Annotated in this window: 13 protein-coding genes; 1 reads left to right on the top strand and 12 read right to left on the bottom strand. The window is 62.2% G+C overall.

Annotation, left to right across the window (positions count from 1 at the left end):
• Positions 1–9: 9 nt before the first annotated feature.
• From VGE08_RS13325 to VGE08_RS13275, 11 genes are all read right to left on the bottom strand, one after another.
• Positions 10–1,728 (bottom strand): ABC transporter ATP-binding protein, encoded by a 1,719-nt coding sequence (locus VGE08_RS13325; RefSeq protein ID WP_414717487.1) that lies wholly within the window; start codon positions 1,726–1,728, stop codon positions 10–12.
• Between the two features lie 150 nt (positions 1,729–1,878).
• Positions 1,879–2,742 (bottom strand): Wzz/FepE/Etk N-terminal domain-containing protein, encoded by an 864-nt coding sequence (locus tag VGE08_RS13320; RefSeq protein WP_331068385.1) that lies wholly within the window; start codon positions 2,740–2,742, stop codon positions 1,879–1,881.
• 151 nt (positions 2,743–2,893) lie between these two features.
• The gene (locus tag VGE08_RS13315) at positions 2,894–3,226 is read right to left on the bottom strand and encodes a MarR family EPS-associated transcriptional regulator (RefSeq protein ID WP_349258699.1); all 333 of its coding nucleotides are present in this window, start codon (positions 3,224–3,226) and stop codon (positions 2,894–2,896) included.
• Between the two features lie 8 nt (positions 3,227–3,234).
• Positions 3,235–3,750 (bottom strand): transcription termination/antitermination NusG family protein, encoded by a 516-nt coding sequence (locus tag VGE08_RS13310; protein ID WP_331068383.1) that lies wholly within the window; start codon positions 3,748–3,750, stop codon positions 3,235–3,237.
• 213 nt (positions 3,751–3,963) lie between these two features.
• Complete coding sequence (locus VGE08_RS13305; protein WP_331068382.1) at positions 3,964–6,888, bottom strand: SLBB domain-containing protein; 2,925 nt, start codon at positions 6,886–6,888, stop codon at positions 3,964–3,966.
• A 158-nt stretch (positions 6,889–7,046) separates the two neighbouring features.
• A complete protein-coding gene (fcl, locus tag VGE08_RS13300; RefSeq protein WP_331068381.1) occupies positions 7,047–7,988 on the bottom strand; it encodes a GDP-L-fucose synthase in 942 nt (313 codons plus the stop codon).
• Entirely contained in the window at positions 7,981–9,108 is a 1,128-nt protein-coding gene (gmd, locus tag VGE08_RS13295) for a GDP-mannose 4,6-dehydratase (protein ID WP_349258682.1), read from the bottom strand. The genes fcl and gmd overlap by 8 nt, the downstream gene beginning before the upstream one ends.
• Positions 9,086–10,726 (bottom strand): glucose-6-phosphate isomerase, encoded by a 1,641-nt coding sequence (gene pgi, locus VGE08_RS13290; RefSeq protein ID WP_331068379.1) that lies wholly within the window; start codon positions 10,724–10,726, stop codon positions 9,086–9,088. Before pgi ends, gmd begins: the two co-directional genes overlap by 23 nt.
• Before the next feature lie 17 nt (positions 10,727–10,743).
• Entirely contained in the window at positions 10,744–11,331 is a 588-nt protein-coding gene (locus VGE08_RS13285; protein ID WP_331068378.1) for an acyltransferase, read from the bottom strand.
• 2 nt (positions 11,332–11,333) lie between these two features.
• Positions 11,334–12,395 (bottom strand): Gfo/Idh/MocA family protein, encoded by a 1,062-nt coding sequence (locus VGE08_RS13280; protein ID WP_331068377.1) that lies wholly within the window; start codon positions 12,393–12,395, stop codon positions 11,334–11,336.
• Positions 12,396–12,417: 22 nt separating this feature from the next.
• A complete protein-coding gene (locus tag VGE08_RS13275) occupies positions 12,418–13,422 on the bottom strand; it encodes an NAD-dependent epimerase (protein ID WP_331068376.1) in 1,005 nt (334 codons plus the stop codon).
• A gap of 109 nt (positions 13,423–13,531) precedes the next feature.
• On the opposite strand from VGE08_RS13275, the gene VGE08_RS13270 reads away from it, so the two are divergent.
• Positions 13,532–13,942: a four helix bundle protein gene (locus VGE08_RS13270; RefSeq protein ID WP_331068375.1), complete on the top strand. Its 411-nt coding sequence runs from the start codon at positions 13,532–13,534 to the stop codon at positions 13,940–13,942.
• Between the two features lie 9 nt (positions 13,943–13,951).
• Here the strand turns inward: VGE08_RS13270 and tviB are convergent, their stop codons facing one another.
• Positions 13,952–15,235, bottom strand: coding sequence for a Vi polysaccharide biosynthesis UDP-N-acetylglucosamine C-6 dehydrogenase TviB (tviB, locus tag VGE08_RS13265; RefSeq protein WP_331068374.1), 1,284 nt, complete (start codon positions 15,233–15,235; stop codon positions 13,952–13,954).
• Positions 15,236–15,359: the final 124 nt, after the last annotated feature.

Below are 15,359 nucleotides of genomic sequence, written 5' to 3'. Positions count from 1 at the left end.
TGATGTAAGTCAGCTGGTTTGTGTGCGATGAGCCATCTGCCGAAAGCTGCGGCTGCATTCGAGCAGCTCGTCGTATCGGCCGTGCGCGACGATCCGCCCGTGCTCCAGCTCGACGATCGTGTCGCAGCGCTGCACCGTCGATAGACGGTGCGCGATCAGGAGTATCGTCAGATCACGATCGAGCCCCTCGATCGCTTCCATGACGGACTGCTCCGTGAGGTTGTCCAGGGCGCTGGTCGCCTCGTCCAGGACCAGCACGCTCGCCTGTTTGTATAGCGCGCGAGCGATACCGATGCGCTGCCGCTGGCCGCCGGAGAGGCGCACGCCGCGCTCGCCGACAATCGTCGAGTAACCCTCTGCGCTGCTCTCGATGAACTCTGCGATTTGCGCCTGGCGCGCCGCCGCGCGCACCCGCTCCATGTCGATCTCGTGCGAGAGAACACCGAAGGCGATGTTCTCCGCGACGGTCGCATCCGCGAGATAGATGCTCTGCGGCACGTGTGCGATCGTTCGCTGCCACGCCCTGACGCGCGCGCCGCGCAGGGGCTGGCCATCGATCAGAATCTCGCCCTGCGTAGGCGCGAGCAAGCTCATGAGCAGATCCATGGTCGTGCTCTTGCCGCTGCCCGTGCTGCCGACGAATCCAATGCGCGCGCCTTTGGGGATGGTGAGATCGAGGCCGTCGAGCACCCATGGACCCTCATCGTCGTAGCGGAATCGTACGGCCTCGAAGCGGATCTCATCCTTGAAGTGCAGCGGCGCCGGCGCGGGCTGCAGCAACTCCGGCGCAATCGGCTGATCGAGAAGATCAAGCGTATCCGCCAATATCGCCTGATTGCCTGCCATGCTCGCCCACGAAGCAAACACCTGCTGCAGTCCTGGCAGCAAGCGCTGCGCACCGAGCGCCAGTGCTCCCAGCACCGGCAGAGCTGCGGCGAGCCCGCCCGGTTGTCGGCTCAGGCCGTAGGCGAGCCCTGCAATCAGGATCATGCCAAGAGCCTCCATCGCATAGCGCGGGCTCTGCCCGATGAAGATGTTGTTACCCTGCGCCCGGCGCAGCTGCAGGTCGGCTTGGCGATAGACAGCGCAGTAGACCGGCTGAGTGCCATCGAGAAGGACGTCGCGTATGCCACCGAGGCCCTCCTGCAGCGCCTTGACGACTTGTGTATGTTCGATGGCGATGCGTTGACTGTTACGACGCAGCTTCCGTCGCGTGATCCAGGTGATGAGTGCGTAACTTCCTCCGAACGCGCCGGCCGCGATCAACGCAATCACAGGATCGATGACGATGAGCGTGATCATCACGGCCAACAACAACATCACCGCACTGATAAGCGTGACCAACGGCAGGAGCACGCCCAGCATCGTGCCGCCGACCTTGCTCGTGATGCCGCTGATTACTTCGCTGCTGCTGCGCCCGGTATGAACCGGATAAGGCTGATAAAGCGTCCGCCGGTACACTTCCTGGCTAAGTTCGGCCCCGGTCGCAAACGTGAAGCGCGTGCTGACCCACGTCAGCAACATGCGGATCGCGGCGGAAATCAGCGCCGCGGCGACGAAGGCGAGCGTCAGGGGCAGTGCGAGCTGCTCGGGTGAGTCGATGCCGCTGCGACGGGCAATCTCACCAATGACGGGATGGTTGAAGACGGCCTGCGGAGCCGCGAGTGCGCCGATGAAGGGCAGCACAGCGCCCAGGCTGACGATCTCGGCGAAGACGCTCACGAGCATCAGCCCCATCAGCACCTTGAACTGGCTCTGGCGGCGCTTGCTCAAATGGCGCCACAGCCGGGCGAGCAATGTTGCGATGGAGTCGGATTTCACGGGAATAGTGGCTCAAGTGCCCCGAGCCGGCGATTCTCCGCCGGCCGCGACGATCGGCTACGACGAGATCGCCACTTCCTGCCGGTGCCGGCGCCACATGTTGTGGAACAGCGCCACGACGAATCCCAGGATCGCTCCGAGCACGCCTCCCGTCGCTACCATTAGCGTCCTCCTGGGCCAGATACGCCGCTCCGGCGGCACGGCGGGATCCACGACCGTGAACGCGTATTCCTCGCGCGCGTTCGCCAGCATCTGTGTCTTCGTTTCGGTCTCGATGAGCCGGTACATCACGTTCTGGATCTCGACCACATTGGTCTTGGCGATCTGCTCGTTCAGATACTTGATGTTGCGACTCGAATCGTTCAGCGCGCGGGCGCGGATCAGCTCGTTGGCGAGCGCGACGTACTGATTCGCCCAGCGCGCGGCCACGGTGGCATCCGGCCAGTTGATCGAGATCGTGGTCGTGCCCTTCTTGTCGTCCTGGTTGATCTCGAGGACCGTGTCGCGCAGCGCGTTGACGGCATACCAGAGGGTGGACGTCTTGCCAGAGCCGGGTGCGAGCTCGGCTGTCAGGTCGTTGCGTTTGATGAACTCCTCGGCGAGGTGGCGCGAGCGCAGCACGGCCTGCGAGTCCTGCCCTGCGGCGTTGCGCTGCAGGTTGATACCGGCAAGGCTGGCTAGCCCGCCCAGCTGGCTCGTCAGCGACGACGACGCGCTCATGGTGTCGCTCCGCGATTCGGTGACGACCACCTCGGCGCGAAAAACGGGCGTAGTCTTTAGCGCGATGACGGCCGCCAGGAGCGCACACGCGAAGGCGATCCCGGCGATCACGAATTTGTATCGCCACGCCACCCCGATCATCGCCAAGACGTCGACTTCACTGTCGCGCTGGATCAGAAGACTTTCCGTGGATCTCAACATGTCACCTGTTGTTGTTGGCAAGACATCATGCACAGCGGATCCGATGAACGACTCACCCAGGCACGCTACCGCCTGCAAGGAGCATTTTCACTCTCGCATACAGACATCCGGCGTATCGACCTTCCCCGACGGTGCGCCAACGGCGCACTCGTCAGATCTCGCCGTGCCGCTGCGCCTCCCGGCGCATTTCCTCAATCTCGACCCGCAACGCTTCGTATTCGCGGATCTTGATGTGCAGATACTTTACGGTCAGCGTCGCCTTGCTCTCGATTCCGCGTGGCGTGAGCAGATACATGTACGCGACCTTGTTGTGGCTGTTCTTGAAGTTCGATACCTTGACCCAGCCTTTGCGGATCAGGGCTTTCAGGCAATAGTTGGCCTTGCCGAGACTGATGCCGAGCTCGCGTGCCACGTCGCGCTGGCTCATACCGGGATTCGCCTCCAGCAGCCGCATGAGCTTGTATCGCATCTCGTCGGTGAGCATGGCTGCACTCACGCTGCGGGACTCGCGACTTCGATGGAATCAAGCGGGACCTGCACGCGCGCGATCTGCCCCAGGATCTTGAGCAGTACGATGACGCGATCGGCGCCTGCTTCGCGCTCAAAGATTGCATCGAAGCCGTCGAAAGGTTGCAACTTCACCTGCACGGACATGCCGGCCGAGAACACCGGCAGCTGGCCGATGCGATGCAACCCGGTAACAGCGTCCTCACGCCCGCGCAGCTCCCGTATCACCTTGTCCGGAACGACCGCGTAACTGAAACCGAAGCGCACGGCACAGGCAACGCCGGTTGTCGAACGAACAGGAGTGAGCGCCTGGCGACCTTCGTCCAGCCGCACGAAGAGGTACCGCGGAAAGAGAGCCACGATGCTTTCGCGAACCTGGCCGCGGCGGCGCGCGGTGCGCAGCGCACGGGGGAAATACACCTCATACCCCTGCCGCAGCAGATTCTCCCCGGCCACCGTCTCCGCCCCGGGCTTCGTCTGTATGAGGTACCAACGCAGCATGACCCCGGCCGCCTCAGCGGACCAGAGCGGCAGTGCCGCAGCCGTGCGCCGTTGCACACCGCACGAAGTTGGGCCGCACCCATGTCATGATCGACCTACGCCATGCGTTCAATTGTTGAACGCACCGAGCTTAGCGACTGCGGACGGTACGCGTCAACGGCCTGCCCTGCGCTTTGCCCATAGATGTCCGGGAGATCCGCCCCATACATCGAGCTAATTCGAGAGGCGGTCAACCGCCAGGACCGCGACCGCCAGCTGATAAATGATGGATGTCACCCCGGTCCAGAACGGCAGCGGTCGCATACGCTCGGTGTCCAGCGGCGCCACGATCGTATCGCCTGGCTTGATCTCCACGCTGCCGCCGCTGAACCAGGCATTGCCGGGGCGCGTGAAGACGCTGCCATCGGCTCTGACTACATAGATATGATCGTCGTCCGCCCGCGGCGTCAGTCCGCCGCTCATTGCGATGTAGTCGTCCCGCGACAGATCGCGACGGTATAGATGCGAAGTTGCGCTCTGCACTTCGCCGATCACGGTGACTTCCTGCGTGAGACGCGGGACCAGGAGGCGGTCACCGTGCCTGAGCAGGACGTCCTGCTCAGAGCCGGGCCGGGCGACCATGGCACGGTTCAGGTCGATCACGAGGCGACCGACAGGCTTGGACTCCCGCAGGTTCGCCAGCAACGATTGACCCACAGAAAGTGCCTGGCTCGCATCCTTGCCGGTCTCCTGGGCAGACATGAGGGATAACTGCGCCAGGTCCGACTCCATGCGCTTCGCGAGCGTTTCGATCTGCTTCCTCTCGCGTTCCTTCAGCTCCTCCCGAGTGAATACCGCGCCCTCTGAGAACGCAAGATCCGTCAGCCCGCCGGCGCGCGCCATCAACGACCTGAGCGTCTCGCCGCGATGGATCGGATAGCGGCCGGGGAATTTCACTTCGCCACGAATCTCGACCTCTTCCTGCGCAGCCCAAAGCGGGACTTCCTTGATGACGAGGTAGTCGAACGGCCTGAGCGCGATATCGGCGCTCGGATCGCCCTGCAGCGCCTTGCGCAGATCGATCTCGATCAGCTCCGCCTGGCGCGATTCGCCGTCCACCACTTCGTAGCGGGTCAGCTCCGCCTGCGCTCCATAGGCAGCCTCGTCGAGACTGCCACCGGCACGCAGCAGATCGCTCAGACGCATCCCGGGTTCGAGCGGATACTTTCCAGGCACCTTTATCTTGCCGGCAACGCTGACTTCCTGGGTCGGCTCATCGATGCGTGATTGCATCCGCAACTCGCGCATCAGCGGTTCAATGATGCGATCGCGACCGGTTTCGAGGTCGAACACGAAAATCTGATCGCGCGGCGCGAGCTCGAAATTCGCGGCCGTCTCGGGCCGGGTGATGGCTTGTTCCAGATTGGCTGAAAAGACCCTTATTCTTCGGTCTGGGGGGATTTCCCGACGCACCAGGACGTAGCGCTGATCGGCGTTCGGCTTGAGCTCATCCAGGCTCGGGATCAGATCCGTGAGACGCATGCCCGGGGTGAATTGATACTCGCCCGGACGGTGCACGTGGCCATTGATGACGACCGAGTCTTCGAGAGTCGGGCGTATGAGCGGCACCTGCAAGATGTCGCCGCTCCGCAATGTCAGGCCCCTGCCGCTGGCATCGGCAAGATTCACGTTCACGGTAACGCGCTGACGCTGGTCGTTCACACGCTCCAGAGTCGCAATCGCGGGATCGGCATCGGGCAGCAAGCCGCCGCCGAGCCGCAGCAGGTCCGCGGCGGTGGTTTCGTCCTTCAGCTCATAGATCGCAGGTCGGCGAACCTGGCCGGCGATGCCGACCGTGGCGCCCACTGGCGGAATGAAGATCACGTCGCCGGGCAGCAATCGCACATCGGCTCGCGTGTCGCCCTTCAACAGTAAGTCATAGAGGTCGAGGGTCGTGACGGTCCTGCCGGCCCGCTTCAACTGGATGTTGCGCAACGAGCCGATTTTCTTCACGCCGCCGCTCACGAACAGTGCGTTGGTGACCGTCGATAGCCCACTCACGGTGTATGAGCCGGGTATTTCGGCATCGCCCAGGACAAATACCCGGATCGAGCGCAACTCGCCCATCCCGATGCTCGCCTGCGTGCCGATCATCTGTTCACGCACACGCGATTCGAGCTCATCTCGCATCTGCTCGAAGCGCATGCCACCCACTGCAATCGGTCCAAGCTCGGGAAAGTTGATTCGGCCGTCGCGCCCGACGACGAGGGCATGGCGACCTTTGGTGTTGCCGGTGAGCTGCACCTGAATCGTATCACCCGGTCCGACGACGTATTCCGCAGGCACCGGTACATCGGTCGCGGGGGCGAAGGTCGTAGGTGTACCCGCGAACAGGTCATAGCCGAACGGCTTGAGCGCCCGTGTACCGACGGGCTTCAATGGCAGTTTCGTTACGACAACGATGAAATCTTTGAGACGCGCCTCAGCGGCGATGCGTTGCGTGGCTTCTTCTACAGTCAGCCCCGCGAGCGGAATCGGGCCGAGCTCGGGCACATTGAGGATGCCCCACTTGTCGAGTCGATACGGATTACGACGCAGGACGCGTTCCCGAAAATCCTCCAGTCGATCCGTTTCCTCCTGCGTACGCTCGATGGCCTCGCGCCGCTCCGGGTCGGCGGTCGAATCGGTGCGTCCCTGCACTTGCGGTATCTGCAGCTGACGCCCCGGAATCGCCGGCTGATTGACCGTCTGTTGCCGCTCGCGCCGTTCTTTCTCCTCGATCTCGGGCGCGCGCCGCTGGAAGCGACGAATCTCCAGTGTCAGCAGGATCGTGTCCTCGCCCTTCAGGCGCGCCTCCCCGGGCATCCCCTGATCGGCATCCGCATCCTCGCCCATCCGGTCACGTTGACGCTGGCGAATAATGTCGGGAAATAACAGTTGCCGGTCGCGGCGGACACCATCGGCGGAGAGTGTGCCGCCCCTTCCAAGGGACTCCAGGATGGCCTGCTGCTGCTCGGGCGGCAGGTTCTGAAACATCTCGATCTGACCGGCGCTCGGAGTCTGCGCCGAGACCTGCAACGGCAAGGCAAGACTGAACAGCAGCACAATGAAGACAAAAGCCCGCGCTGAATGCGAGCTGAAAAAACTGGATCTAAGCATCAGGGTCGCTTTGATGAATTGGGAGTCCCTGCGACAAGGGACGCAAGTGTACACAGACGCTGCTGCGGAAGCGATTACTGGCGGGCACAAATGCCTGCCAGCACGCCGGGTCCGTGGCGGCTGGAACGGCGGCGACGGGCGTATTCAGGAACCCGCCGTCAGCGACGCTGCTCCTGCTGATGCCGCACGAACCATTCATACGTCGCGGCTATGCCCTGTCGCAACGGGATCTTCGGTGTCCAGCCGAGCGCTCGCAGGCGAGTCACATCGAGCAGCTTGCGCGGGGTTCCATCGGGCTTGCTAGTGTCGAAAAGCAGACTGCCGGTAAAGCCGACGATTTCGGCCACCAGGCTCGCCAGTTCGCCGATCGCGATGTCCTCGCCCCAGCCGACATTGAGCGGCTCGGCACTGTCGTAGCGCTCCATGAGATAGACGCAAGCGTCGGCCAGATCGTCCACATGGAGAAATTCGCGCCGCGGCGTTCCGGTGCCCCACACCACAACTTGCTCATCCTGCCGCTGCTTGGCCTCATGAAATTTGCGCAGCAGCGCTGGCAGCACATGCGAGCTTTGCAGATTGAAGTTGTCGCCAGGCCCGTACATGTTGGTTGGCATGACGCAGATGGCGCTGAAATCATATTGCCGGCGATAGGCCTGACACATCTTTACGCCGGCGATCTTGGCCACGGCATACCACTCGTTGGTGGGCTCCAGCGGGCCGGTCAGCAGGCAGCTCTCCGGCATGGGTTGCGGAGCGTGCTTGGGATAGATACAGCTCGATCCCAGGAAAAGCAGCTTGCGGGTCGAATGCCGGTACGCTGCGTCGATGACGTTGGTCTGGATCAGCAGGTTGTCGCGAATGAAATCGGCCGGATAGCTGTCATTTGCTTGAATCCCGCCCACCCTGGCCGCGGCCAGATATACCAACTCTGGTCGTTCGGCCGCAAAGAAGCGCTCCACCGCGGCCTGATTGCGCAAGTCGAGCTCGGCACTGGAGCGCAGCAGGAGGTTCGAACAGCCCTCCGCTTGCAGGCGCCGCACGATGGCGCTGCCCACCAAGCCACGATGACCGGCAACGAAGATTCGGGCAGATCTATTCATGGCGCTGGTAGGTCCGGAACCCCTCGCGGGCCATCAACGAATCTCGTTGCGCGGCCTGCAGGTCCGCCGTCACCATTTCTTTCACCAGATCACCGAAACTGATCTGCGCCTGCCAACCGAGCTCTTCTCGAGCCTTGGTGGCGTCGCCAAGCAAGGTATCGACTTCCGTGGGGCGATAGTAGCGGCGGTCGATCTTGATGACCGCACGGCCGGTGGTTGCATCGATACCCTGCTCGCTCAGCCCTTGCCCAGACCACTCGATGCGCATACCCAACTCGGCGCCCGCCAGTTGCACGAACTCGCGCACCGAATGCTGTTCGCCAGTCGCAATTACGAAATCCTGAGGCTTCTGCTGTTGCAGCATCAGCCATTGCGCTCTTACGTAGTCACGGGCGTGGCCCCAGTCGCGCATCGAATCGAGATTGCCGAGATAAATGGTGTCCTGCAGCCCCTCCTTGATCCGCGCCAGCCCCCGAGTGATCTTGCGCGTGACAAATGTTTCCCCGCGAATCGGCGATTCGTGGTTGAACAGGATGCCGTTGCAAGCGTAGAGGTCATACGCCTCGCGATAGTTCACCGTGATCCAGTAGGCGTAGACCTTGGCCGCCCCGTACGGCGAGCGAGGATAGAACGGGGTGGTCTCCCGCTGCGGCACTTCCTGCACCTTGCCGTACATCTCGGAAGTCGACGCCTGGTAGAAGCGCGTCTTCTTCTCCAGGCCCAGGATGCGGATCGCTTCGAGAATCCGCAGGGTGCCGAGCGCATCCGAATTGGCGGTGTATTCCGGCGTCTCGAACGAAACGTGAACGTGGCTCTGCGCGGCGAGATTGTAGATCTCGTCGGGCTGCACCTGCTGAATGATGCGGATCAGGTTGGTGGCGTCGGTGAGATCGCCGTAGTGCAGGAACAGCTTGACGCCGCGCTCGTGAGGATCCTGGTACAGGTGATCGATACGATCGGTGTTGAACGACGAAGCGCGCCGCTTGATGCCGTGGACTTCATAGCCTTTGCCCAGCAGGAACTCCGCCAGGTAGGCGCCGTCCTGGCCCGTGATTCCGGTGATCAGCGCCTTTTTCACGTCGACACTCTTCGTGCTTTCAACCACGCCACTTCGCCACATGCTCCAACAGATTCCGCAGAGACGGCTCCGCCGCCGCCTCGGCCGGCTTTTCCAGCGCCGGCGCCAGCGACTCCGCCAGCTTCTTGCCCAGCTCCACGCCCCACTGGTCGAAGGCATTGATGCCCCAGATCACGCTTTGCGTGAACACCTTGTGCTCATACAGCGAGATCAACCGGCCCAGCGTCTTCGGTCCGAGGCGTGGGAACAGAATGACCGTGCTCGGCCGGTTGCCGGGATGCAGCTTGTGCGGAATCAGGCGGGCGATCTCGCTTTCGCTGGTGCCCTTCGCGGCCAGGTCCTGCCGCACCTGCGCTTCGGTCTGGCCGAAGGCGAACGCCTGGGCCTGCGCGAAACAATTCGCCAGCGCCAGGTTCTGCTGTTGCTGGAACGGACTGGACGCGTTGACCGGCGCCAGGAAATCCAGCGCCACGCGCGCCGTGCCCTGGTGCAGCAGCTGGAAGAAAGAGTGCTGGGCGTTCGACCCCGGCTCGCCCCACAGCACCGCGCCGCTGTCATACGACAACGATTCGCCGGCCAGAGTCACGCTCTTGCCGTTGGATTCCATTTCCAGCTGCTGCAGATAAGCGGGAAAGCGATGCAGCCGCTGGTCATACGGCAGCACCGCCAACGAATCCATGCCGAGGAAGTTGCGATTCCAGAGGCCGAGCAGCCCCATCAGCACGGGCAGATTGTTGTCGAACGGCGTGGTGCGGAAATGCTCGTCCATCTCGTGGCCGCCTTCCAGCATCAGTTCGAACTGATCCATCCCGAGCGCCAGCGCCACGGACAGCCCCACGGCCGACCACACTGAATAACGACCGCCGACCCAGTCCCACATCGTAAAGCGGTTCTGCGGTGGGATTAAGAAAGCATCCATCGCCTTGGCGTTGGTGGAGACAGCGGCGAAGTGGCGCGCCGGCGCGCCTTCGCCGAGCCGATCGACGATCCATTGCCGCGCCAGTTTGGCGTTGGTCAATGTTTCCAATGTCGAGAATGTTTTCGAGCAGACGACAAACAGGGTACGCGCCGGGTCGACCTTCTCCAGCGCATCGCCGAGTTGTACGCCGTCGATGTTTGAAACGCAGTGCAGGCGCAGGTTGCGATTGCGATACTTCGCCAGCGCCTCGGTGGCCATCACAATGCCGAGATCCGAGCCGCCGATGCCGATGTTCACGATATCGGTGAACGTCTTGCCCGTGTGGCCGTGAATGCGACCGCCGTGAACGCCTTCGACGAATTTCCGCATCTTTTCCAGTGACGCACGCACTTCCGGCATGACGTCCTGACCGTCGACGAGGATGGGGCGCTCAGTGCGGTTGCGTAGAGCCACATGCAACACCGCGCGACCTTCGGTGCTGTTGATCTTCTCTCCAGAAAACATTGCATCGATGCGCCCGCGGAGCCCACGGGCTTCTGCGAGTTCCAGCAATCCTTGCAGCGCCGATTCATCCAGCAGCTGGCGCGAGAAATCGAACAACAGATTGATACTGCTGGTGCGCGCGAACTTGCTCGACCGCTCCGGATCAGCAGCAAACAGATCGCGCAAATGAGTCTCACGCAGTCTCTGCGCCGCCGCGGTGAGCCGTTGCCATTGCGGAAGTTGTGTGAGGTCGCCCATAGCGCGGATTCCTAGACTCAAGCGGCGTCGGTCACCAGACGGCAACCGTTCGCATCCAGTACATAGCGATCGCCGGTATGCGGACAAGTGGCTTCGCCCGCCCCCTTGACCGGCAGCGGCAACTTCTCGCCAAAGCGGCTCATCCAGCCGACCTGACGCGCCGGCACGCCCACCATCAGCGCAAACGCCGGCACCGGACGATTTACCACGCTGCCGGCGCCGATGAAGGCATATTCGCCGATTTCGTTGCCGCACACGATGGTGCAGTTCGCTCCCAGCGTGGCCCCGCGACGCACGATGGTGTCGCGATACTCGTCCTTGCGGGTCACCGCCGAACGCGGATTGTAGACGTTTGTGAAGACCATGCTAGGGCCGCAGAAGACGTCGTCTTCCAGCGTCACGTTGTCATACACCGACACGTTGTTCTGGATCTTGACGTTGTCGCCGATCCGCACTCGATTGCCGACGAACACGTTCTGTCCGAGCGAGCAACGCGCGCCGATCACGGCCCCGGAGCACACGTGCACCCAGTGCCAGATGCGCGTGCCATCGCCGATGACGGCGCCCTCATCGACGATTGCCGTCGGGTGGATCTGTGCCGACATGCTCAAAATTCCAGCGGCAGCGCGACGCGCTTGCCATCGCGGGCGGAGAGATAACTTGCGATCAGCAACTCCAGCGAGCGCAGCCCCTCGCGGCCGTCGGTTTCCGGTTCGGCTTCGCCGCTCAGCACGTTGATCACGTTGTCGTAGTACAGGGGGTGGCCGAAACCGTACACGGAGGTGGTTTCGTAGCTGGCGCTCTTGATGCGTTCGTCGTCCGGGTCCTTGTCTTCGAAGTCCCAATGCTGAATCTCGTTGACCGCGACGCCGCCGATGCGCACCGTGCCCTTCTCGCCCAGGATGGTGATCGAACCTTCGAGGTTCTTTGGATACGTCAGCATGGTGACATTGATCGATCCCAGCGCACCCGAACGCCAGCGCACTCCAACCGTCGCAGTGTCTTCGACCTGGATGTTGCGCGCCAACGTACCGACGTAGGCCTGCACACTCTCGACCGGCCCGATCAGCCAGTCGACCAGATCCACATAGTGGCTCGCCTGGTTCATCAGGGCGCCGCCGTCGAATTCCCACGTGCCACGCCACTTGGCGCTGTCGTAGTACGACTGCGGCCGCGACCAGAACACGTTGATGGTGACCATGAAGATGCGCCCGAAGCGGCGATTGTCGATCGCGCGCTTGAGCAACTGCAGCGTCGCATTGCGACGATTCTGCTTCACGACGAACAGATGCACGCCGGCTTCGTCGCAGGCGCGAACCATCTCGAGGCCGTCGGTCCAGCGCGTTGCCATGGGCTTCTCGGTCATCACGTGACGGCCCGCCTGAGCGATTCGGATGGCTTGGGCCGGGTGCAGGCCACTGGGTGTGCACAATGCGATCAGATCGGCATTGCTATGGTCCAGCAACTCGCCGAGCGAGTCGAAGCCCGGCACATTCTGCTTCGATGTCGCTGCCTGCAGGGCGGCTTTGTCGGTGTCGCAGACCGCCACCAGTTGCAGTCGATCCCTATGCTTCTCGATGGCGTTGAAGTGGTTGGTCGCGATGCGGCCGCAGCCGACGACGGCAATGCGCACACGACGGTCGGTGATCGGAGATCTCCCATGAATCATCATCATTCCTCGCTGATCTTCTTTACTTGTAGTAGCCGAGGTACCACTCGATGAACCGCCGCACGCCCTCTTCCACTGGCGTGGCCGGCTTGTATCCCACGTCCTGCACCAGGTCGTTCACGTCGGCAAAGGTGTCGGGCACGTCGCCGGCCTGCAGCGGCAGCAGGTTTTTCTGCGCCTTCTTGCCGAGATTGGTTTCGATGCACTCGATGTAGCGCATCAGCTCCACCGGCTGGTTGTTGCCGATGTTGTACAGCCGGTACGGCGCTTTGCTGGTGCCCGGATCGGGCGCGTCGCCGCTCCAGCTCGGATTCGGCTGCGCCACACGATCCATGGCGCGCACCACGCCCTGCGCGATGTCGTCGACGTAGGTGAAGTCGCGGCGATGATTGCCGTAGTTGAATACATCGATGGGCTTGCCGGCCAGGATGTTCTTCGTGAACAGGAACAGCGCCATGTCCGGCCGGCCCCACGGGCCGTACACGGTGAAGAAGCGCAGACCGGTCACCGGCAGCTGATACAGATGCGCGTACGTGTGCGCCATCAGCTCGTTGGCCTTCTTGGTGGCCGCGTAGAACGACAACGGATGGTCGACGTTCTGATGCACCGAGAACGGCATCTTCGTGTTGGCGCCGTACACCGAGCTGGTCGAGGCGTAGACCAAATGCTCGACGCTGTTGTGCCGACAGCCTTCGAGAATGTTCGCAAACCCGACCACGTTGCTGTCGATGTAGGCCAGCGGATTCTGAATCGAGTAGCGCACGCCCGCTTGCGCCGCGAGATGGATCACCCGCTGGAACTTCTCCTGTTTGAACAGCGCGGCCATGCCTTCGCGATCCGCCACGTCCAGCTTCACGAAACGGAAATTCGGCGACTTCTGCAGGATCGCCAGCCGCGCCTGCTTCAGGCTCACGTCGTAGTAGTCGTTGAGATTGTCGAGGCCGACGACCTCATCGCCGCGCGCCAGCAGGATCTGAGCTGAGTGAAAACCGATGAACCCGGCTGCGCCGGTGAGGAGCAATTTCATAGCGGTTGGTGGTTAGCGGTTAGTGGTCGGTTAAAGACTATGAATAACTCGGTGATTGCCCACTTTTTTGAACAATCAAGACCGTCATTTGCCGGCACAATTCGGGCGCATGGACAAGATCATCAGTCACAAGGACCTGGTCGTTTGGCAAAAATCGGTCGCCCTGGCGGGCAAAGTCTACGCCGTGACTCGACTGCTGCCCAGGGAAGAGCGGTTTGGCTTGCAAAGCCAGCTGAGACGCGCCGCGATCTCAATACCGAGTAACATTGCCGAAGGATCCGCACGACGCAGCCGCGCGGAATTCATCCACTTCCTGCACATCTCCAGCGGCTCGCTTGCCGAACTCGAGACTCAATACACAATCGCTCTCAGGCTGGGCCTGGTCCATGATGCGGTGATGTTGGACGAAATCGCTGAAGTCGGTCGCTTACTGAATGGCCTGATACGGACCTTGGTTTCATCGAGCCGAGCGGCGCACGCCAAAGCCTGCGCCCACCAGCCCCTAACCACCAACCGCTAACCGCTTTTCTTACAACCGGCCGTCGACCTCATCGGCCGGAAACACATACTTGATGTCGTACAGCACATGCGGCTTCTTCGCGAACGAGCGGATCCGGTCGATGCCCATCTCGCGAAACTGCTGGTGCGCGACGGCCATCACGATCGCGTCGTACTTGCCGACAGCGGGCTTGCGAATGGGCTTGATGCCGTATTCGTGCTCGCACTCCCCGGCGTCGATCCAGGGATCGAACACGTCAACCTTGGCGCCGTATTTCTTCAGCTCCGATACGACGTCGGCAACCTTGGAGTTGCGCAGATCCGGGCAGTTCTCCTTGAACGCCAGGCCCATCATCAGGATGCGCGAGCCCTTCACGTGGATGCGCTTCTTGATCATCAGCTGCGCGATGCGCTCGGCGACGTAGATCGCCATGTTGTCGTTGATGCGGCGGCCGGCCAGGATCATCTCGGGGTGATAGCCGATCTCCTGCGCCTTGTGCGTCAGGTAGTAGGGATCCACGCCGATGCAATGCCCGCCGACCAGGCCGGGGCGGAACGGCAGGAAGTTCCACTTGGTGCCGGCCGCTACCAGCACTTCCTCGGTGTCGATGCCGAGACGGTTGAAGATCAGCGCCAGCTCGTTGATCAGCGCGATGTTCACGTCGCGCTGGGTGTTCTCGATGACCTTGGCGGCCTCGGCGACGCGAATGCTCGACGCCTTGTGCGTGCCGGCCTTGACGATGCTGCCGTAGAGCGCGTCGACGAAGTTGGCGACCTCCGGCGTGGAGCCGGAGGTGATCTTCTTGATAGTGGTCAGCCGGTGCTGCTTGTCGCCCGGGTTGATGCGCTCGGGGCTGTAGCCGGCGAAGAAATCCTTGTTGAAGGTCAGGCCCGACAGGCGCTCCAGGATGGGCACCGCCACCTCTTCGGTGCAGCCCGGATACACCGTGGACTCGAACACTACGATGTCGCCCTTCTTCAACACCTGGCCGATCAGCTCGCTGGCGCGTTCGATGGGCGTGAGGTCCGGGCGCTTGTAATTGTCGATCGGCGTGGGCACCGTGACGATGTAAACCTGGCAGGAACGCAGGTCCTTGAGGTTGGTGGTATAGGTCAGCCGCTTGGCGGCCTTGAGCTCGGAGGACTCCACTTCCAGGGTGCTGTCGCGGCCCTTCTTCAGCTCGGCGACCCGCGCCGCCTTGATGTCGAAGCCGACGGTATTGAAGGACTTGCCGAACTCCACCGCCAGCGGCAAGCCGACATAGCCCAGGCCGATCACACCGACCTTGCATTCACGCAAACTGAATTGAGACATAACCGTCCGAGGGCGACCCTGGTTGATCCGCAAAGGCCGCAAGAATGCCACAGAACCGGCGGCAAAATAGAGACTTGGATCTTAAGGACGAAGTGACTGGTGACCAATGACTGGTGACTGGTCT

The organism is Steroidobacter sp. (assembly GCF_036406195.1).
GTDB lineage: Bacteria > Pseudomonadota > Gammaproteobacteria > Steroidobacterales > Steroidobacteraceae > Steroidobacter.
This window is presented reverse-complemented; position numbering and strand designations above follow the sequence as displayed.